Origin of the sequence: Nonomuraea sp. NPDC050153 (assembly GCF_044460125.1) — a bacterium.
GTDB lineage: Bacteria > Actinomycetota > Actinomycetes > Streptosporangiales > Streptosporangiaceae > Nonomuraea.
Genome location: NZ_JBITJQ010000009.1, coordinates 298,826 through 318,531, shown reverse-complemented (window position 1 = coordinate 318,531; position 19,706 = coordinate 298,826). Strand labels below are relative to the sequence as shown.

Here is a 19,706-nt window from a genome sequence, read left to right as displayed (position 1 = left end):
GCTCGCTCGACGACTTCGCGCGCGCTGATCATGTCGACTTCCGGGGTCGGCTGCGGGCGGTCAGGTTGCGGACGGTTCCAGCGGGGGCACGTTCCTTGGGGTTGAGCGCGAGGAAGGCCGTGGGGTGTTTCCTGAAGCTGGACGAGATCCCGGACTTCTTATCCGACGGTCGCAGGTTCGAATCCTGCAGGGCGCGCTTCTCCACCTGCGCAAACCCGCGCCATATCGTGGAGCGATGGCGGCGTGGGGCAGATGTGAGGCAAAGCTGAGTCACGCGTTCAGCTCTCGCCCGAGCGCCGATGCGGCGCTCAGCACCAGCCGGGCCGTCTCCTGCGCCACATGATGGGCGACTACCGGCAGTACGGAGACGTAGGTGTCGGCGGTGAGCACGATGCTGGCGTGGCCGAGCATCGCCTGTATCACCTTCAGATCCGTGTGCGCGGCCAGGGCCAGCGTCGCGGCGCCGTGCCGCAGCTCATGCAGCCGGACCGGCGGCAGCCCGGAGGCGGCCACCAGTTGGCGGAACCGGCCGGTGAGGTAGTCCGGCCGCAGCGGCGTCCCCTCGGCGGTGGTGAACACAAACCCCGAGTTCTGCCAGCGCGAGCCTGCCGTCGCGCACAGCTGCTCCTGGTACTCGCGGTGCCGGGTCAGTACCCGCACGGATTCCGCGTCCAGGGCCACCACCCGGAAGCTGGCGGCGCTCTTCGGCGGGCCCTCCACGACCTGGCCGTCGGCGTGCACCCGCTGCTGCGCCACCGTCAGCTCCGAGGCGTGCAGGTCGACGTCCGTCCAGCGCAGCCCAGCCAGCTCGCCCCGGCGCAGGCCGCGCAGCGCGGCCAGCCACCAGGCGGCATACAGACGGTCCTGCGTCATCCCGGCCAGGAACAGCGCAAGCTGCTGTTCGGTCCAGACTGCCACCGTCGGCTGCTCTCCCGCCTGCTGCCAGCGGACCGTCCGCCCCTCGGTCCAGATCACCGGATGCGGTCGCCGTGGATGCGGCAGTTCTGCTCCGTTAGCCGGGTTGAGCGGGATCAGCCGGGCGCGCACCGCCGCGTTCAGCGCGGTCTGCAAGGTGGCGTGGATGCGGACCACCGTGGCGGGCGACAACTGGCGCCGCCCGGCGAGGGCGGTCAGCGCTGACCAGCGCCTTGCCGGCGGTCTCGGCTTCCTCGCGGTCGACGTAACCGCCCTGGCGGATGCGCTGCCGCTGCGCTGCCCGTCCAGGCTGCGTAGCTGCACCGCGTAATACCAGCTGCCGTGCTCGTCATCCACTGACAGGCGCGAACACTGCGTCCCTCGCTGACGTCCGGTCTCGGGATCGACACAGCCGCATCTCCTGCTGACCTGCACATGAGCCATTGCCATCTGCGCCACCTCCACATCCCACCGTCAACGACGGCAAGAGCAGGCGCGAGAGCTTCTCAAGCTCAGCATTCAGCCTTGTCTTGTCGGATCCGTGTCGTCGCGTCCTTGGGTGGCTACCGCTGGGGGAAGATATCCCCGGCATTAGGGATATAGGCGCTATCGGTCTCGCGCCCCGAGGCTGGCCTGATCGGCGGCGGTACGGCCTGCCGCCCAGCCCTCTCGGTCCCAGGACGTGCGGACCGCGTGCGATACCAGGTTCGGGAACATGCGCTCGACCGCCTGCTCCACCTCCTGTTGGCGGGCCGCCAGTACCGGCACCAGGTCGGTGCCCCGGCTGGCGCTCTCCTGCGAGACCGCACCCACCGTGGCCTCGGCGAGCCGCTCCCCGATCCTGGAAGCGAACGCCGACAGGAACGACTGGCGGAATGTCTTATTCCTCGACCGGCCGGTGCCGTGCTTCTTGGTGCCCGAGTTCACCAGCGCGGTCTGCGCCTGCACCAGCAGCGAGGTGAACAGCACCTCCACCCAGGACAGGTCCGCCCAGAACCCCAGGACGGTGGCGAACCCCAGCTCCTTCGACCAGATCACCCGGCACCTGTTGGCCTCGGCGACGAGGTCGAGCAGCACGGCCTTGGGCTGCTCGTACGGCGCGTCGATGCCGACCCGGATGCCCGCCGGGGCCTCACCTCCGCCTGGCTGTGCGTCCAGCATCGCCGCGTCGATGCTGTACTTCGCCATCAAGCTCTGCGCCGCCGACGTGAACGTCTCCGCCTCCGCCTCGTACGTCGTCGACTCCGCCTTGGCAAGCAGCGCCCGCACCCGCGCGAACGTCTTCTCGCTGACCGCGTGCGAGCGTGCCTGGACCGTACAGCGAGCGGCCCCGGGCCGCGGGCTCAACGACTCCAGCCGCGGCAGCCCGGTCAGCAACCCCAGCAACTCCAGCCCACCGGAGACGGTCACCAGTCGGCTGGCCCCGTCGCGTGCCTGCCGCGCTGCCAGGTAGCCGCCCTTCCACCACACCGCGGCCTCCAGACCGGCGAGTTGGTCGCGCCAGCGCTCATCCACCGTGGCTGGCGCGTAGGCCCGCATCTCCCAGGCGATGAGGTCAGCCGCCGCCCGCCCGTGCCAGTCGGTCAGCCGCCTGGCCGCGATCCTGACCACGTCGGCGGGCTGCCAGCCGTTCCGCCACAACCCCGAGATCGCACGGGTCACAACCTCCACCAGCACCCGATCGGCGTCGTCCCGATCGGCCAGGAAGGCGGCGGCGGAGTCGAAGGCTGCCTCATCCTCGCGGGCAAGGGCCTCCATCGCCGCCGCGATCAGCTCATTAGCCTTACTCACACGTGCCGTCCACCTTAAAGAAAGTCCGCCAGAACCCTATCGCGACGGAGCCTTGTCCCGGTCTGGGCCGTACTGGACCGAGCAGCCCGCGGCTGGCGCGGCTTCACCAGCACCAGCAAGGGCCTGCGCATCCTGCAAGACCTCCGCCGCGCCCTGCTCCACCCGCCCATTCAGCTCCACCCGACCGACAACCCGGCCTTGGCCCCCGCTACCGAGGCCGCCTGAGATCACCCCACGGCACCTACCTCGTCGAGCTATTTACACCGCTCCGAGGACGCGACCGGCGGCGATCTCCAGGGCCTGTGCACGGTAGCTCGCGACGCGCGCCGGCGGATGGATAGGACGAGCGAGTGGCGAGAGCTTGTCACGCTCCGTTCCCTGGATGGCTGTGCCGAAGCTAGAGGAGCCGCGCGATCTCGGAGGCGGCGCTGAGTACGAGTGGGGCGATCTCGTTCTCATCCCGCGCTCCGATGGTCACCACTCCCACGCTGGCGTTGGCCGGGCGCCCTGCTGTGATGATCGGGGCGGCGACACCCCATGCCCCCGGCTGCAGCTCACCTGCGGTGACCGAGTAGCCGATGGCGCGGGCCTGGGTTATCGCCGGGCGTTCCTCGGGCGGGGGCGGGCGGCCGGCCAGGATGGCGATGCCTGAGGCGCCGCGGTTCACGGGATGACGGGTGCCGGCGCGATAGCTGACGTGGATCTGTGACACGCGCGGCTCGGCCACGGTGAGCACGACCGCCTGACTTTCGTCGATGTCGAGCACCGTGATGAAAGCGGTGGCGTTGCAGGCGTCGGCCAGCACCTGGAGCGCGGCGGAGGCCGCGCTGCGGAGCCTGTGCTGCACGGCGGCGTTGAGCTCGACGATGCCGAGGCCGAGGGTGAAGCGGGTGCCGATCCGGGCGGCCAGCCGGTGGTGGCCGAGTGCGACCAGATGGCGGGAGACGGCGTTGCGATGGATCCCGGCCAACTGGGCGAGCTCGGTGATCGTCAGCCCGTCCGGGTGGTCCTTGAGGATCTCCAGGAGCCGCAGGCCGGTGTCGATTGTCTTCGAGCCCGCCGTGGAGGCGGCCGTGTTCCGCTGATCAGGAGTCATTCGATGCCTAGGCGAGGTGCGGGGGTGTAGTGCAGGGGCAGGTGCTTGATGCCGCCGATGAAGTTCGACACCAGCCGGACAGGCGGTCCGGAGAGTTGGACGTCCGGCAGTCGCCAGAGCAACTCCCGGTAGAACGCTCGAAGCTGCAGCCGGGCGAAATGGGAGCCGAGGCACACGTGCGGTCCGTCCCCGAACGAGACGTGGTCATTGGGCTGGCGTGCGATGTCGAAACGCATCGGATCGGGGAAGCGCCGCTCGTCGAAGTTGGCGGCACCGTGGAAGACGACGACTTTGTCGCCCGCGGCGATGTGGCGCTCGGCCACGACGGTGTCGCGTACGGCGGTACGGCGGAAGCTGAGAACGGGGGGATGCCAGCGCAGCATTTCCTCGATGGCCGAGCCGAGGAGTTCGGGCTGGTCGAGCAGGCGACGATGCTGGTCCGGATGGCCGAGCAGGGCGAGCATCCCGCCCGGCAGGGCCGACCGTACGGTGTCATTGCCCGCGATGACCAGGAGAAAGAAGAACATCGACAGCTCGGGATCGGTAAGACGCTGCCCGTCTACCTCGGCCGTGGCGAGCGCGGTCATGACGTCGCTTGCCGGATTCCGTCGCTTGTAGGCGGCGAGCGAGTGAGCGTACTCGAACATGTCGGTGAGCATGGCCGGCGATCGTGGGTTGACCGGCTTGCTGTCCGGGCCGTGGACGGTGGTCGCGTGGTCGGGATCCTGGTAGCCGATCACGCGGTTGGTCCACTTCAGGATCTGGCCGCGATCCGCGGGCGGGATGCCGAGGAGGTCTGCGAGATTGTGGATCGGGTAGTCGTCGGTCACGTCCGCCGGCAGGTCGCACTCGCCCCGCTCGACGATCTCGTCGATGAGCAGTCGTGCCCGTGCCGCGACGCTGCTGGTGAAGCGTTCGATGCGGCTGGCGGTGAACACGCCGGAGACGATCCGCCGGAGTCGGCCGTGGTCCGGCGGATCGAGGTTGAGCATCATCCGCCGGATGAACGACAGGTCAGCGGGGTCCGGGTCGCGGATCTGGGTGGCGCCGAGCCAGGAGCTGAACTCGGTGGGCGTGCGCAGCACGCGTACGACATCCGCATGGCGGGTCACCGCCCAGAACCCAGGGCCTGCGGGCCAGTCACCGACCTCGTGCTCCGCCTGCCAGTGCACGGGGTCATGGTCACGCAGCCAGCGGTACGTACCGTGCGGGATGCCTTGTGCGTAGATACGCGGGTCGAACACGTTGGCTGTCGTACTCATGTCGATCACAAGAGGTCGTCAGGCGGCGAGGAAACGTTCGACGGCGGAAACCAGAGCCAACGGTGTCTCGTCCATCGCGTAGTGACCGGCGTCCGCGAATGTCAGCAGTTCGGCGTTCGGGTACCACTGCAGCCACGTGGCCCGCATGACATCGGCGGAGAGCGCGGGGTCGTGCTCGCCGGCGATGAGGAGCACCGGCGTGGTCATGCCGACCACTTCAGTGTGGAAGTCGGTGCGGGCCCAGGCGTCCAGGTAGGCCCGGTGAGCGGTCACCGTGGACGTCCGCAGCGAGTTGTCCACCATCTCGTCGAGCCACGTGCTCGGAAGCCGGTTGCCGGTGGTGAGATCGATGATCGCGCGACGGTTGGCGGGCTCCTCGGCGGCGCCGGCGAACAGCGCCCACCCCTCGTCGTCGAACGGTACGCCCGAGGCCGGCACCGGAGAGATGCCGACAAGCTTGCGGACCCGGCCGGGCGCGTCCAGCATCACCCGCTGCATCGCCGTCCCGCCCATCGAGTGCCCGATCAGGGAGAATGTCTCCCAATCCAGCTTGTCGGCGAGCGCGATCACATCGGCGGCGATCTCGGCGAGGGTGTACTCGCCGGTGAGGTCGCGAGCCTGGCCGTACCCACGGTAGTCGGGGAAGGCGTAGGCGAAGGCATCGCCGTTCAGGTAGGGCCGGACCTTCCTGAAGGAGCTGTGGTCTCCGAACCAGCCGTGCAACGCGATTACGCGGTGCGGCCCCGAGCCGAGGACGTCGTGGGGAAGGGCGAGGGGGGACATGACGGATTCTCCTTGGCGGATGCGGGGTGGTCGGCGGGTGGCGTCTCGCCCGCACGCCGGGTGCCGTCGAGGCATTCCAGGCTGAACCAGACGTACTTGCCGTTTTCGTGCTGTACAGCGCCCCACTGGTCGGCCTGCGCCTCAACAAGGAACAGCCCGCGTCCGCTTTCGGCGAGGAAGTCGGGGGCTCGCTGCGTGGGGAGGGTCGGATCGTGGTCGCAGACCGCCAGCCAGATTATGGCGCCCCCCACTCGTACGTTGATCCTTATGTCGCAGGATCCGCGAGCGGGTGGGGCCGCGTGCTGGACTGCGTTCGTGACCAGCTCGCTGGTCAGCTCGGCGATCGTCGCCTCGCGGGCGGGGGAGAGAGGCAGACCCCAGGAGGCGAGCATGCCCGATACCCAGCGGCGGGCGATGGATGACGCGATCGGTGAGCGGGGCAGATCGCACCAGCGGGAGAGCAGCCGGGGCGTGAGATCGGTGACGACATTCACGGCGCACTCGCTGCGATGGGTGGTAAATGGCAGGTCAGCGTGCCACTAGGGCATTGCGTGATGTTCCTGTCGCCGGAGGCTCCCGGTCCCACGCCGCCCTCCATGGGGCGCCTTGAAAGGGCTGTGGCGCGTCCGAACTCGGGTTTCAGACGATGAATCGCGAACACGGCGTGGATTTCTCCCAGATGCCCAAATATTGGGCGTGATGGTCAAAAGATGGGCGTGCAGCGAGGAAAGCATCGGCCGAAAAAAGGCTGTTGTCAACGTGAATGACAGAAGATGTGGATCATTTGTGGTCGTGGCGGTACCGCTCGGCAGCGAGGAGCGCTTCCGCCTGAACTCGTCTCAGCGCCGCGATCGTGGACTGCCCGCCAAGCCGCCCTGGGGGCAGTCCGTGCGCGCGGCCGGCTCGTGCCGCCCTCATTCCAATCCGACGGTCGCAGGTTCGAATCCTGCAGAGCGCGCTTCTCCATCTGCGGAAACTCCAGCCGCGCCCGTGCGCTGGGGCGGCATTGGGGCAACTATGAGGCAAAGCTGAGTCAGCCGCTGAGCTGCCGCCCCAGCGCGGACGCGGCGTTCAGCACCAGCCGGGCCGTCTCCCGGGCCGCCTTGTGGGCCACCTCCGGCAGCACCGAGACGTAGGTGTCGGCGGTCAGCACGATGCTGGCGTGTCCGAGCATCGCCTGCACCACCTCCAGGTCGGTGTGCGCGGTCAGCGCCAGGGTGGCGGCGCCGTGCCTCAGGTCGTGTAGCCGGATAGGCGGTTGTCCGGAGGGCCGCGACCAGCCGGTGAGGTAGTCCGGTCGCAGCGGCGCACCCGTCGCGGTGGTGAACACTTATCCCGAGTCCCGCCAGTGGGTTCCTGCCGTCGCGTTCAGCTCCTTTGGCGCTCGCGGTGCCGGGTCAGCACCCGCACGGTCTCCGCGTCCAGGGCCACCATCCGGCAGCTGGTGGCGCTCTTCGGCGGGCCGACCACGACCTGGTCGTCGGCGTGCACGCGCTGCTGCGCCACCGTCAGCTCCGCAGCCTGCAGGTCGACGTCCGCCCACGCAGCCCGGCCGGCTCACCGCGGCGCAGGCCGCGCAGCGCGGCAGGCCATCAGCCGGCGTACAGGCGGTTCTGCGCGACGCCGGTCAGGAATGCCGCGAGTTGTTGTTCGGTCCAGACCGCCACCGCCGGACGTTCTCCCGTTTGCTGCCAGCGGGCGGTCCGTCCGGCGGTCCAGACGACCGGATGCGGTCGGCGGGGATGGGGGAGTTCGGCGCCGTTGGCCGGGTTGACGGGGATCAGTCGGGCACGCACCGCGGCGTTCAGCGCGGTCCGCAAGGTGGCGTGGATCCGCACCACGGTAGCGGGCGACAGCCGGCGGCCAGTCGGCGAGGGGCGGGACGCGAGCGTCGCGAGCAGTCTGTTGACGTCGCGCGAGCTGAGCTGGTGGAGCAGGATCCGTCCCAACTGCGGGATGAGGTGGAAGCGGATGTGTGTGGCGTAGCCCTGCCGGGTCGACGGACGCAGGGCGTCCTTGGTGGCCAGTCAGCGTGCCAGCCACTGCCCGAGGGTGCATCCGGCCCCTGCGCCGTCGTGGTCGGCAGCGGCCAGGGCTCGGCCTGCCGCTTGCGCTTCCTCGGGGTCGGCGTAACCGCCCTGGCGGATGCGCTGCCGCTGCCCGTCCAGGCTGCGTTCCTGGACCGCGAAATACCAGCTGCCGTGATCGTCATCTACCGGCAGACGCGGACACGTGACGCCTCGCTGACGTCCCGTCTCCGCATCCACACAACCGCATCGCCTGCTGACCTGCACACGTGTCTTTGCCATTGGTCCCTCCTCCGCCTCCCACGGTGTGTGACGACAGACGTGCCAGCTAGGGCTCGCATTCGATCGGGAGGTGACCTCAGGTCAAGTGTCCGGAGTACGGTGGGAAGCTCAGGGGGTGTGGCGGTCGGCGCTGCCGCGATGGGTCCCGACCGGGCACCACCAGGGCTTCCGTACAGGGATCGCCCTTGCCGGCGTTTCAGCCGTTGATGTGCGGAGCGAGTGCAACGGCGGGGATGCGCGCCGACTGTGCGTCTGCGATGTGCATCTGATCACCCAGCCGAGGCCAGTGCTCGGCGAGCGGCTTCAAGGGCGAACCGGGCCGGGTCGAACTCTTGCGCGCTTCCCAGACCGGCCCAGCGGACATATTCGTCGTGCTCGTCGTGCCCGGGATCGGCCAGCACCAGACGGAGGTGTTGGTAGCCTCCGATGCCGCCGACGTCCTCTGGCGGGCAAGCGCCCGACCCGTCCACCAGCGCCGGGTAACGGACCCCTTCCTCCGCGGTGAGGATCTCCTCCAGCACGATGTCATGCCGCCAGCTGTCACCCAGGTCGTATTCGTACTCGATGGTAGCCCCGACCTGTGTGAGCACCTCCCGCAGCGAGGTCTTCTTCTCGTCCAGAACGTCCAGATCCCACTCGGGTGACGCTTCGCCGTACAGGACACCGCCCACCGTGAACAGGTGAAGATGACGGTCCTCCCAGCCCATCGCCGCGACCAGGATGTCGTGCAGCCTGCTGATCGTGATCCCGGGTGAGACGAGCAGGCGCCGCCAGATCACCGGATCCGCACTCTCCTGGAGCGTCACCCGGATCTGGTAGATCGGCTCTCCCGGTGCGGCCTCACCCAGGCTGCGCCGTACGGCGTTCACCGCCGCCGGGGTCAGAGCCGCCGTCTCCTCCGTGAGCTCCACCGCGCCCAGCCGGACCAGGACGGCCAGCAGTCGATCGATGTCCTGGTCGGCCATCCGTCGCTGCGCTTGCGGGTCGCGCATCTCGTAATACGGCGAGGCGATCTCCCAGGCCAGCTCCCGCAGATCCGCAACGGGCACCGGCCTGCCGTACAACCTGCGCAGCAGCGCCGGCCAGATGAGCGTGAACTCCTCGCCGACCAGCGACGTGTACCAGTAGTTCTTGGGGAAGAGCGCCTCGCTCATCTTCCCCAACGCCGTGAACGACGCCTCCCACAACCGCCCCGAGTTCTTCAGCAGTGGCGCCGCCTTCTTCACCGGCAGCAGCCGGCCCTTGACCACCCGGACCAGCCCAGCCGCCTTGGCCCATTCCACGATCAGGTTCAATCCGGGCAGTTCGGCGCTGCTCTTCGTCCGGAACACCCGGTCGCCGATCTTCGGGTCGATCTCGTCGCCGGTCTCCAGCAGCGCCACCAGCGCCCGCGCATCCGACAACGTCAGTTTCCCCGTCTGGGTCAGCTTCCGGCCTGCGCCCACCCACTCGGTGAACGCCCGCAACTCCTCCTGCACAGCATTCAGAGTACGACCCGAGGTCTGGCCTCAGCCGCCCGCGCCGCGCGAACGAGCCCTTCCTGGCCCATGAGACACCGTAGGATCGGGTGCCGTGGCGAAGAAGCGTAAAGCGAAGGCGAACCCCACGCGGGGAGTCAGCGGCCATCCTGCCCGGCGCGCGCTGCAACTCGCCGCCCGTCAGCCGTCGCCTGATGCTCGTTCTGGGCTGTTCGAGTCGTTGCTGGGGACCGCTGGGGATCAGTGGTGGCCGAATTCCCACAATGCGATCATCGAGCGCCTCGCCGACCTGCCCGCCCACTCGCCTCTGCGGCTGGAGAACGCCGTCGTCGACCTGGTGGGCGAGGAGATGTGGACACGTACCCAGACCGAGACCATGGGTTTCCACTGGGACCAGTACCTGGCCTCGCTGGCTGACCTCGTCCGCGACGAGATCCAGATCGCCGCGCGCACCGGCGGGCAGATGGATGACCTGTGGCGATTGCTGCACGGGCTCGCCGCGATGACCGCGCCGTCCAGCGGGGAGATACTGCGCCGCGACCTCGATCTCGCCGTCCGCGAAGCCATCAAGGACACCACGACGGCCTTGGCCAAGGCCGGCATCGCTCCCGGGTGGCCGAGCGGGATTCTCCGGGCCGCTCCGGCCGGACAGCCATTGCTGCTGGCCGACGAGTACGGCTCGCGGTACGCGCTCCTCGCCCCCTTCGCCTGGGGCGAGGAGGACCCGCACTGGTACTGCTGGGACATCGACCGCTGCACCGGAGACCGGGTCGTGCACGCTGCCGTCTTCGCCTCACCGGAGGATGCGCTCGCCGAGTGGCGAGCCGCCGTGGGGACGCACGCGGCACCCGCCTCCACCCAACCGGCCCCGTGCGACCAAGCCACCGCCCGCGACCTGTTGGATCCGCTGTGCCGTTCAGACCTCCTGGGCGCCCTGCTGCTCGGCAACGAGTCGCAACAGCTCATCGCCGAGCATTTCCGTCTGCGCCAGCGCGCCCGCGCCCTCTGCGAGTCGTTCACCGTCCCTGCTGAGCCCAAGCCCCAGCAGGACCTGAACCCGATCATCGACGACTTCACCGCCTGGCTACGCGATCGAGACGACCACACGCCCGAACGAGAAGACATCGCCACGCTCGCCGACACCTGGTCCCACCTGTCCGGACCCGGCTACTATGCCTGCTCCCCGCATCGGATCGAACACACCGTGATCCTCGTCGCAGACGGATACATCAAGAAGTACGCCGAGGCCATACTCGATCTGCTACCCCAGTGGGTCGAATGGTGCATCGAACGCACCGGCCTGACCGGCGAACTGGCAGAGCGAGCCCGCCAGGCAGCCGCGAACAACCGGTGGGACGGATCCGGCAGCATGGATCTGCGCCGCACCGAATAGTTGAACCGCTCCCGGATGTTCGGGCTGTGTGCGCCACCCTCTGGTGCGCTGACCTGAGCGATGGAGGTGACGGAGCCGATGTCGATGCCCATCTCCAGGGTGGGGGTGCAGATGGCGGTGGCCGGGCGGGTCCGATCTTTGAGGCGGGCTTCGGTGTGCTCGCGGATGTCTTTGGACAGGTTTCCGTGGTGGGGCGAACTCGTCCGGTACGCGGGCGTTCTGGCAGCGGCGGTTGAGCAGGTCGGTGTAGTCCTCGACAGCGGCGCTGGAGTTCGCGAAGAGGGGGTTGCGGGAGCCGCGCAGCGTGGCCACAAATCCTGCTCTGACCTGCCCACACGCCGACGTCTGCAACACCCCTTAGAGCCTGCTGGCAAAGGCTTAAGTGCTGGTGGGCGTGGGGCCGTAGAGAGCCGGTGCGATCTTGTTGATGTAGCCCTGGTGGGACCATTGGGACAGCTGGACGCGGAAGCTGTTGACGTTCTCGATGCCGAGGATGGCGGCCAGTTCGCTACCTCTCCAGGCCCGCCAGGGCTGAGCGGCCAGGAGTTGCAGGACCTTGCCCCGCCGATCGGGGCTGGACAGGTGCGGCAGCGGTGGTGGATCGCCCCAGCGGCTGGCGGGTGGCCGGCCGGCGAGTTCGCGGGTCAGACGGCGGGTCATCTGGTGCACCGTGGCCCACCAGATCAGGGCTTCGTGATGTTCAGGCTTGCGTTCATAGATGCGCACCAGTCGGCGGTAGCGGACCAGCCAGGCGAATGTTCGTTCTACCACCCACCTGCGCGGAAGGACGACGAAGCCGCGCAGGTCGTCGCTGCGCCGCACGATCGTCACGGCCAGGTCCAGGACCTGCCCGGCCCAGGTGACCAGCCGTCCGGCGTAGCCGCCGTCGGCCCAGACCAGACGAACGGTGGAGAACTTCTGGCGCAGCAGCGCCAGTACCGGATGCGCGCCGTCCCGGTCCTGCACCGATGCGGCGGTGACCATCACGCACAACAGCAGCCCGAGCGTGTCGACCACGATATGCCGCTTCTGCCCCTTCAATTTCTTGCCCGCGTCATACCCGCAGGCCGCCGCCCCGACGGTCTCGGCCGCCCGGACCGTCTGGGAGTCCATACAACCGGCCGTCGGCAGTTCTGCCCGCCCGGCCAGAACACGCAACCGGCCACGCAGCCGCCCGGCCAGCCGTTCGGGCAGACCACGCCGGGACCAGCGCACGAAGAACGCATACACCGCCGCGTGTGGCGGGAAATCGACCGGCAGGGCCCGCCACTCGATCCCGTACCGGGTCACGTAGCCGATCCCGTCCAGCGTCGCGCGCAGGTCATGCACCATCGGCCGGCCCGTGGCCGCGACCAGTTCGGCCATCACACCTCGCGCCTCAGGCTCCAGCACCTGCCATTCGCTGTCGGACAGATCTGAGAGCCTGCTGACGAAGGCTTAAGTGCTCGTGGGCACTGGCCCGTACAAGGCTGGTCCGATCTTGTGGATGTAGCCCTGGTGGGACCATTGGGATAGTTGGACGCGGAAGCTGTTGATGTTCTCGATTCCGAGGATGGCGGCCAATTCGGTCCCTTTCCAAGCCTTCCAAGGCTGGGTTGCCAGGAGTTCCAGGACCTTGCCGCGCCGGTCGGGGTTGGACAGGGCGGGCAGCGGCGGCGGGTCGCTCCAGCGGCCATGCGGCGGTTGACCTGCCAGTTCACGGGCCAGGCGGCGGGTCATCTGGTGCACGGTGGCCCACCAGATCAGGGCTTCGTGGTGCTCGGGCTTACGTTCATAGATCCGTACGAGTCGGCGGTAACGCGACAGCCAGCCGAAAGTTCGCTCCACCACCCACCGGCGAGGCAACACGACGAAGCCGCGGACATCGTCGGAGCGCTTGACGATCGCGACGGCCAGGCCGAGAGCTTGCTTGGCCCAGGTAACCAGCCGTCCGGCGTAACCGCCGTCGGCCCACACCAGCGCGAGAGTGGAGAATTTCGCCCGCAACAGGGCGAGCAGCGGGTGTGCGCCATCACGGTCTTGGACTGAGGCGGCGGTGACGGTCACACACAGGAGCAGTCCGAGCGTGTCGACCACGATATGCCGCTTCTGCCCCTTCAGTTTCTTACCTCCGTCGTACCCGCAAGCAGCGGCCCCGGCCGTCTCGGCCGCCTTAACGGTCTGGGAGTCGATACAGCCCGCCGTGGGCAGTTCGTTGCGTCCGGCCATGACCCGCAGGCGGCCGCGCAGGCGCCCGGCCAGCCGTTCGGGCAGACCACGCCCCGACCAGCGCAGGAAGAACGCATACACCGCATCATGCGGCGGAAAGTCGACCGGCACAGCCCGCCACTCGATCCCATACCGGGTCACATAGTTGATCGCGTCCAGCACCGCCCGCAGATCATGCACCATGGGCCTGCCGGTGGCCCTGACCAGTTCGGCCATCACCGCCCGCGCCTCGCCCTCCAGCACCGACCATTCGGAATCGGTCAGATCGGAGGGATATGCCGGATTCCGGCCATGACATTCACACCCCGGTGATGCGCAACCGCTGGCGCCCCGGGACGCGGGAGTGTAGACAGACAACCATGGGCTCCTGGCCGCTGAGCTGCGTAGACAACACCTCAGCTACCGGGAGCCCACTCCCATTCACGGGTCAACAGCCTGAAAATGACCACACCCCGACGGTCTTCTGACTCGAACCCGTCACCAAATCCGTTCGTCAGCAGGCTCTGAGGGGTATGCCGGTTTCCGACCGCGACATGCGCATCCGGGTGAGGCACAACCGCTGGCGCTCACCGCTGCAGGCGTGTAGACAGACAACCACGGGCTCCTGGCCGCTGAGCTGCTTAGACACCACCTCAGCTACCGGGAGCCCGCTCCCGTTCACCGGTCAACAGCCCAATGATGACCGCACCTCGACGCTCTCCTGACCCGAGCCTCGACACCAAAGTCCTTCGTCAGCAGGCTCTTAGGTGTTCGATCGTCGGGGAGGCGCCTGCGGGGACGAGTCGTTCTTCACCGGGAAGGTGACCGTGCCGGTGCTGCCGTTGTAGTTCGTGCTGCCTTCCCAGGTGGCGGTGTAGGTGGTGTCACCTGCCTCGGGCGGGGTGTCGGTGATGGTGAACGTGCCGTTCGCCGCCGTCGTCACGGCCGGGAGGTATTGGGTGGCACCGCCGCCGAGCCGGCGGCGGGTGACAATGAGCTGCTGGGCGCCGGGCTCGGTGCCGTTGCTCAGCGTGAACTTACCGGTGACGGTGAGCGGCTTGCCGGCCACGGCGTCGGAGGGCGCTGTCAGGGCCAGCGACGATGGGGTGCGGGTGATGTCCTCGATCGGAGATCTAGGGCGCGGACCCCTGGCTTCAGCCATGGAGGTAAGCCCTTCTCTCGAATCTTTGAGCGGTAGACAGCGAAAAGCTGTATAATGATCGTTGTGGCCGTGACCCTCCGCACGAACAGCAACATCGCGTTCCAGTGCGCGTTCCACGTCGTGTGGTGCCCCAAGTACCGGCGGCGAGTTCTCGGCGGACAGATCGAGACGCGGCTGAAGGAACTGATCCGCGAGGTGATCACCGAGAAGCAGGCGTGGCTGATCGAGCTGGAGGTCATGCCCGACCACGTCCACCTGCTGGTCGAGGTGGACCCCCAGTACGGCATCCACCGTCTGGTCAAAGCCATCAAGGGCCGCTCCTCGCGGGTGCTGCGACAGGAGTTCCCCAGCTTGACCTCGAAACTGCCGACCCTGTGGACCAACTCCTACTTTGTCGCCACCGTCGGCGGTGCGCCACTGGACGTGGTCAAGCGGTATGTCGAGAACCAGAAGAACCGGTGAGCGGCCATGCTGACCGGACGTAAGTACCGCCTGGACCTGACCGCCGAGCAGACCGCGTTCGCCGAACGAATCGGCGGCGCGTGCCGCAGCGTGTGGAACACCGCCCTGGAACAACGCCGCACCTACCGCAGGCGGGATGCTTGGATCGGCTACCACGAGCAGGCACAGCAACTGGTCGAGGCCAAAACCGAGTTCGGCTGGCTGGCCGAAGTGCCCGGCCACTGCCTCCAACAGACCCTCATTGACCTGGACCAAGCCTGCTCGCGGCACGGCACGTGGAAAGTCCGCTGGAAGTCGCGGGCACGCACCGCGCCGTCGTTCCGGTTCCCCGAAGGCGGCAAAATCACCATCGAGCGACTCAACCGGCGCTGGGCGCGGGCCAAACTGCCGAAACTCGGCTGGGTGCGGTTCCGGATCACCCGGCCGCTGGGCGGGAAGGTGAAGAACGCCACCGTCAGCCGCGACGGCGCGCACTGGCACATCAGCTTCCTCGTCGAGGACGACATCAGCCCGCCCGAGCGGCACGCCTATCCGGGGAGCGCGGCCGGGATCGACCGGGGCGTGGTCAAGGTCGTCACCCGCTCGGACGGAGTGTTCCACCATCAGGTGTTCGCCACCGACCGGGAAGTCGAGCACGCCGCTGTCCTGCAGCGGCGCCTGGCCCGCACCCGTAAGGGATCGGCCCGCCGCAAGAAGGCCGCCGCCACGCTGGGCAGGGCGTTGGCCAAGGTCCGGCGACGCCGCGCCGACTTCGCCGCCAAGACCGCGTGCGTGCTGGCCACCAGCTTCGAGCTGATCGTCTTCGAGAAGCTCGCCACCCGCAACATGACCGCCACCGCGAAACCCAAGCCGGATGCCGACCAGCCGGGCAGCTACCTGCCCAACGGGGCGGCGGCCAAGTCCGGCCTCAACAAGGCCATCGTGGACAAGGGCTGGCACCGCATCGAACTGGCCGCCCGCAGCAAGGCCCGCTACACCGGTAGCCACGTCATCACCGTCAACCCGGCGTACACGAGCATCACGTGCCGCGTCTGCAGGGTGGTGGACCCGAAGTCCCGCGAGAGCCAAGCGGTCTTCCGGTGCACCTCCTGCGGACACACCGAGCACGCCGACGTGCACGCCGCCAACAACATCCTCACCGCCGGGAGGGCGGAGTTCGCGCAACCCAGACCGGGTGCGCGAGCTGGGGCGCGCAAACCACGCAACCGCGTGGGCCGGAAGGCAAACCGCCAAGCAACAGCAGCTCAGGCCACCGCGTAGACGGAGCCCGAGCTGGCTGGAATCCCCCGGCTTAGCCGTGGGGAGCGCTTCAACCGCCACAGGTGCAGCTGGTCCCCGGACCCTCTCAGCAGGGCGTAGAGATTCGTGCCCGAGAACGCGAGCCCGCCCGTGACGAACCTTCCCGCCGGGTTGTCCCCCGAGAAGACCGTCGCGCCCGTCGCCGCGTCGTAGACCGTGACATCGGTGTTCCAATCGCGTCCGCCGGCGACATAGGCATCGCCCGAGCTGATCGCCAGACCTGTGGGGTACGCCTCGTGCGGCTGACCGTAGCGGCGCACCCGGGACAGGGTCGTGGTGTTCCAGGTGTCGAACCGGTACGGTGTGTCGAACGCCGAGATCACATGCGCTCCATCAGAGGTCAACGCGAGGTCCCTCACCTCCGACTGGTCATGCGTCACGCCGTCGATCTTGCCACGCAAGGTGGGAGCGGGCCCGCCGATGTCATAGACGATCAGGTCGGCCGGGACGCCGGTCACCTCACCGACCACGAGTGTGTTGCCCGCGGCCACGACCTTCGGTGCGCTGTGGAGGCCGAGCCCGATGGCGACCGGTGTAGGTGAGGTCGCCGCCAGGTCGAGAGCGAGGAAGCCGCCCTGGAATTTGTCGAAACAACCGTAGCCCACCCACAGCCGCTCGCCGGTCAGCGCCAAAGAGGTCGGGCACGGGTGCTCGGGCAGGTCAATCCGGCGCTTGATCTTGAGGGTGCCGGTGTCGATCTCGGCCACCTGGTTCGATCCGGCTCATCGTGATCGGGTGGTCGTTGTCCACGAGCCTGATGCGGCCGGTTGGTCGTTGTAGTGATCGCAATATTCGTTCAGGACCGCGCGCAGGTGGCGTTCGCCGTAGATCAGCATGCGGTCGGTGTACTCAGCGTGCACCGTCCGGATCCAGCGCTCGGCATAGCAGTGCGCCCACGGCGTCCGCGGGAGCGACGGTGAGCCAGGTCGTCGTGTTCGGCCGTGCTGCGGGTGAAGGTCTCTTCGCCTGCGGCGACCGCGGGGCACGCCGCCACAACGGTGGTCGGCTCGGTCCGGTACGGCGGGGCGCCGAAGCCGAGCGATCAGATGGGCTCGGCCTGGAGGAGGCTTGCTCCCGCACCCAACTCCACGACCTCCCCCAGTTCGAGATCGGCCAAGGCGAAGAGCTTCGCGTACTCCTGTCGGCTCCGTTCCGAGCCGCCGTTGAAGATGGCCAGCATCCTCAGGTCCAAGTCCTTGCTCAGATGCGGCTCCGCGTCATCGGGCAGCACCACCTCCAGGATCAGCGCGCGCCCGTCGGGTTTCATGGCGCGCCGGACATTTCGCAGGATGCGCACGGCGTCGTCGTCGCCCCAGTTGTGCAGGACGCTGGCCAGCAGGTAGACGTCCCCACCCGAGGGCACTGAGTCGAAGAAGCTCCCGGCCACCACCTCGGACCGATCGGCCAGGCCCTCCGCGGCCAGCAGTTCCCCGGCATGGGCCACCACGTGGTCGAGGTCGAAGAGGATGCCCCGCATGCCGGGATTGGCGCGCAGGATCGTGGCCAGGATCGAACCCTTGCCTCCGGCGACGTCCACCATGGTGCCGACATCGGTGAACTCATAGCGCGTGACCAGGCCCCGCGTGAAGGCGTCGGCCCTGGCGGTCATGTAGTCGTCGAAGAGGAGGCTGATGTCGGGATGGCGGGCCAGGCGCTCGTAGAGCTCGCCGTACCTGGCGACGAACGCGGAGTTGCCCTCGCGTACCGTGTCCGGCATTTTGCCCATGGCGTACCAGAAGCTCTCCTCGCCGAGCATGCGCATGGACGAGCGGATCGAGCCGGAGACGTCTGAGCGGAGCGCCGAGCCCTCCTCGGTGAGGGCGTATCGGTCGGCGCCGGCCGGCCGGACGACCCCGATGCCCGCCAGCTCGCGCAGGACCCGGCGGAGTGAGGGGGCGTGCGCCCCGCACCTGGCGGCGAGCTCTTCGGCGTTGAGCGGCCCATGCGTGAGCTGATCGGCCACGCCGAGCTCCGCCATAGTCAAGAGGGCAGCAAAACGGGAGATACCGGAAACTGCCTCCCAGAGGAGGCTGTCGGATGACGGCATGTGCCCTTTCCCAGAGGTCATGGCGTACGGTTCGCCTGCCTGTGCCAGATCAGCAGCCGGCGCTCCGCGAGCACGAACAGCGAGTTGACGATATAGCCGAGAATGCCCAACAGGGCGATCGTCGCCCAGACCCCGGGCGTGTCGAAGCTCCGCTGCGCCACCAGTAGTTGGTAGCCGATGCCGTCCGTGCTGCCGAACACCTCGGAGATCACCATGAGGATCAGCGCGAGGGACAGGCTCAGCCTGAGGCCCGCGAAGATCTTGGGCGAGGCGGCGGGGATGACGATCCGGCATAGCCGCTGCGGTCTCGACAGCCCGAAGACCGTGGCGGTCTCGGTGTAGGTGCGGTCCACGTTTCTGGCTCCGTCGATCGAGTTGAGCAGCACGGGCCAGATCACGCCGGAGACGATCGCGGCGAGCTGCATCGCCAGCCCGGCCTGGAACAGCACCATGAACAGCGGCAGCAGCAGGGGCGGCGGAACGGCACGACCGAACTCGATCAGCGCGTCCACGTAGTCGGCCGCGACCCGCGAACGTCCCAGCACCACTCCCGCCACCACTCCGATGAACGCGGCCAGGAGCCAGCCGGAGAACATGCGTCCCATGCTGGGCAGGATGTTGTCCACGGCTTCGTCGGTGAGGAACAGGCGCGCGGCCGGGCCCGAGAACCACAGCTCGTGCATGCGGGCGACGATGCTCGTGGGCGGCGGGAAGTCGGTGTCTCCGAGCGACCGCGTGACGAGCTCCCACCCGACGATGACAGGAAGAATCACCAAGATCCCGGCAAGTGATTTCACGCCACACCCGTCCGTGCCTGGTGCCAGTTGAACAGACGGCGCTCGGCCGCCCGTAGCGATGCGTTGGCCAGCAGGCCGAACATGCCGGCCCACAGCGTGGCCGCCATGATGAGGTCGGTCCTGTTTCCGCTGCCCGCCTGGATGACGAAGACCCCCAGGCCCGCGGTTCCGCCGGCGAACAGCTCGGCGCTGACGGCGATGATCAGCGCGACCCCGGCGGCGATCCGGACACCGGTCGCGACGAAAGGCGCGGCGCTGGGCAGGCTCACCCTGCCGAGCACAGCCAGCGGCCCGAATCCGAAGCTACGCAGCGACTCCTTCGCCAGCGGGTCGACGTCGTGCATGCCGTACAACGTGTTGAACAGGATCGGCCAGACGGACGCGTACACGATGACGCCGACCTTCATCAATCCGTCCACAGGGATCAGCAGGATCGCCAGCGGGATGACCGCAACCGAGGGAATGGGCCGCAGAAACTCCAGTACGGGCCGGACGGCGCGCTCCAACGGGGCCAGCGAGCCGAGCAGGACGCCTGCCGGGACCGCCACCACCACCGCTGCCAGCAGGCCGAGCGCCCAGTTCGTGAGCGTGGCGAGCGCTCCCGACAAGAACTCTCCGTCGGCTGCCAGCCGCGCGGCCTCCATCAGGATGACGGAGGGTGTGGGGAAGACCACGCCGTCGCTCAGCCCGAACCGGATCACCGATTCTCCCGCGACGAGGAACCC

At 68.2% G+C, this 19,706-nt stretch carries 19 protein-coding genes and 2 pseudogenes; 3 read left to right on the top strand and 18 right to left on the bottom strand.

Annotated features, from left to right (window positions below):
• Positions 1-270: 270 nt before the first annotated feature.
• The 11 genes from xerC to ACIBQ1_RS24370 all read right to left on the bottom strand — a co-directional run bounded on the left by xerC (position 271) and on the right by ACIBQ1_RS24370 (position 9,634).
• Positions 271-1,272, bottom strand: coding sequence for a tyrosine recombinase XerC (gene xerC / locus ACIBQ1_RS24420; RefSeq protein ID WP_397280870.1), 1,002 nt, complete (start codon positions 1,270-1,272; stop codon positions 271-273).
• A 249-nt stretch (positions 1,273-1,521) separates the two neighbouring features.
• Complete coding sequence (locus tag ACIBQ1_RS24415) at positions 1,522-2,706, bottom strand: DUF2786 domain-containing protein (protein ID WP_397280868.1); 1,185 nt, start codon at positions 2,704-2,706, stop codon at positions 1,522-1,524.
• 397 nt (positions 2,707-3,103) lie between these two features.
• Complete coding sequence (locus tag ACIBQ1_RS24410; protein ID WP_397280866.1) at positions 3,104-3,802, bottom strand: IclR family transcriptional regulator; 699 nt, start codon at positions 3,800-3,802, stop codon at positions 3,104-3,106.
• Entirely contained in the window at positions 3,799-5,064 is a 1,266-nt protein-coding gene (locus ACIBQ1_RS24405) for a cytochrome P450 (RefSeq protein ID WP_397280864.1), read from the bottom strand. The genes ACIBQ1_RS24410 and ACIBQ1_RS24405 overlap by 4 nt, the downstream gene beginning before the upstream one ends.
• An 18-nt stretch (positions 5,065-5,082) precedes the next feature.
• On the bottom strand, positions 5,083-5,847 hold the full coding sequence (locus tag ACIBQ1_RS24400; protein ID WP_397280862.1) for an alpha/beta fold hydrolase: 765 nt from the start codon (positions 5,845-5,847) through the stop codon (positions 5,083-5,085).
• The gene (locus ACIBQ1_RS24395) at positions 5,793-6,341 is read right to left on the bottom strand and encodes an ATP-binding protein (protein WP_397280861.1); all 549 of its coding nucleotides are present in this window, start codon (positions 6,339-6,341) and stop codon (positions 5,793-5,795) included. Before ACIBQ1_RS24395 ends, ACIBQ1_RS24400 begins: the two co-directional genes overlap by 55 nt.
• A 539-nt stretch (positions 6,342-6,880) precedes the next feature.
• A complete protein-coding gene (locus ACIBQ1_RS24390) occupies positions 6,881-7,177 on the bottom strand; it encodes a tyrosine-type recombinase/integrase (RefSeq protein ID WP_397280860.1) in 297 nt (98 codons plus the stop codon).
• 38 nt (positions 7,178-7,215) lie between these two features.
• Positions 7,216-7,353: a hypothetical protein gene (locus ACIBQ1_RS24385; RefSeq protein ID WP_397280858.1), complete on the bottom strand. Its 138-nt coding sequence runs from the start codon at positions 7,351-7,353 to the stop codon at positions 7,216-7,218.
• Between the two features lie 86 nt (positions 7,354-7,439).
• Positions 7,440-7,796, bottom strand: a complete 357-nt coding sequence (locus tag ACIBQ1_RS24380; RefSeq protein ID WP_397280857.1) for a hypothetical protein — start codon at positions 7,794-7,796, stop codon at positions 7,440-7,442.
• Positions 7,797-7,874: 78 nt separating this feature from the next.
• Positions 7,875-8,156, bottom strand: coding sequence for a hypothetical protein (locus tag ACIBQ1_RS24375; protein ID WP_397280855.1), 282 nt, complete (start codon positions 8,154-8,156; stop codon positions 7,875-7,877).
• Positions 8,157-8,425: 269 nt separating this feature from the next.
• Complete coding sequence (locus ACIBQ1_RS24370) at positions 8,426-9,634, bottom strand: plasmid pRiA4b ORF-3 family protein (RefSeq protein WP_397280853.1); 1,209 nt, start codon at positions 9,632-9,634, stop codon at positions 8,426-8,428.
• A 94-nt stretch (positions 9,635-9,728) separates the two neighbouring features.
• Between ACIBQ1_RS24370 and ACIBQ1_RS24365 the strand changes: the two genes are divergently transcribed.
• A complete protein-coding gene (locus ACIBQ1_RS24365; RefSeq protein ID WP_397280851.1) occupies positions 9,729-11,027 on the top strand; it encodes a hypothetical protein in 1,299 nt (432 codons plus the stop codon).
• A gap of 639 nt (positions 11,028-11,666) precedes the next feature.
• Here ACIBQ1_RS24365 and ACIBQ1_RS24360 read toward each other — a convergent pair.
• From ACIBQ1_RS24360 to ACIBQ1_RS24350, 3 genes and pseudogenes are all read right to left on the bottom strand, one after another.
• Positions 11,667-12,440 (bottom strand): annotated as a pseudogene (locus ACIBQ1_RS24360) (IS5 family transposase); the annotation flags it as partial.
• A gap of 285 nt (positions 12,441-12,725) precedes the next feature.
• A pseudogene (locus ACIBQ1_RS24355) lies at positions 12,726-13,499 on the bottom strand (IS5 family transposase); the annotation flags it as partial.
• Between the two features lie 478 nt (positions 13,500-13,977).
• Positions 13,978-14,376: a hypothetical protein gene (locus tag ACIBQ1_RS24350; RefSeq protein WP_397280849.1), complete on the bottom strand. Its 399-nt coding sequence runs from the start codon at positions 14,374-14,376 to the stop codon at positions 13,978-13,980.
• A gap of 63 nt (positions 14,377-14,439) precedes the next feature.
• Between ACIBQ1_RS24350 and tnpA the strand changes: the two genes are divergently transcribed.
• Both tnpA and ACIBQ1_RS24340 read left to right on the top strand, forming a co-directional pair.
• Positions 14,440-14,838, top strand: coding sequence for an IS200/IS605 family transposase (tnpA, locus tag ACIBQ1_RS24345; protein ID WP_397280847.1), 399 nt, complete (start codon positions 14,440-14,442; stop codon positions 14,836-14,838).
• Between the two features lie 6 nt (positions 14,839-14,844).
• Positions 14,845-16,098 (top strand): RNA-guided endonuclease InsQ/TnpB family protein, encoded by a 1,254-nt coding sequence (locus ACIBQ1_RS24340; RefSeq protein WP_397280845.1) that lies wholly within the window; start codon positions 14,845-14,847, stop codon positions 16,096-16,098.
• Here the strand turns inward: ACIBQ1_RS24340 and ACIBQ1_RS24335 are convergent.
• The 4 genes from ACIBQ1_RS24335 to ACIBQ1_RS24320 all read right to left on the bottom strand — a co-directional run bounded on the left by ACIBQ1_RS24335 (position 16,083) and on the right by ACIBQ1_RS24320 (position 19,682).
• Positions 16,083-16,844: a hypothetical protein gene (locus tag ACIBQ1_RS24335; RefSeq protein ID WP_397280843.1), complete on the bottom strand. Its 762-nt coding sequence runs from the start codon at positions 16,842-16,844 to the stop codon at positions 16,083-16,085. The two genes, ACIBQ1_RS24340 and ACIBQ1_RS24335, sit on opposite strands and share 16 nt — an antisense overlap.
• Positions 16,845-17,179: 335 nt before the next feature.
• Positions 17,180-18,115, bottom strand: a complete 936-nt coding sequence (locus ACIBQ1_RS24330; protein WP_397280841.1) for a methyltransferase — start codon at positions 18,113-18,115, stop codon at positions 17,180-17,182.
• 86 nt (positions 18,116-18,201) lie between these two features.
• Positions 18,202-18,957 (bottom strand): ABC transporter permease, encoded by a 756-nt coding sequence (locus ACIBQ1_RS24325; protein WP_397280839.1) that lies wholly within the window; start codon positions 18,955-18,957, stop codon positions 18,202-18,204.
• A 20-nt stretch (positions 18,958-18,977) separates the two neighbouring features.
• On the bottom strand, positions 18,978-19,682 hold the full coding sequence (locus tag ACIBQ1_RS24320) for an ABC transporter permease (RefSeq protein WP_397280837.1): 705 nt from the start codon (positions 19,680-19,682) through the stop codon (positions 18,978-18,980).
• Positions 19,683-19,706: the final 24 nt, after the last annotated feature.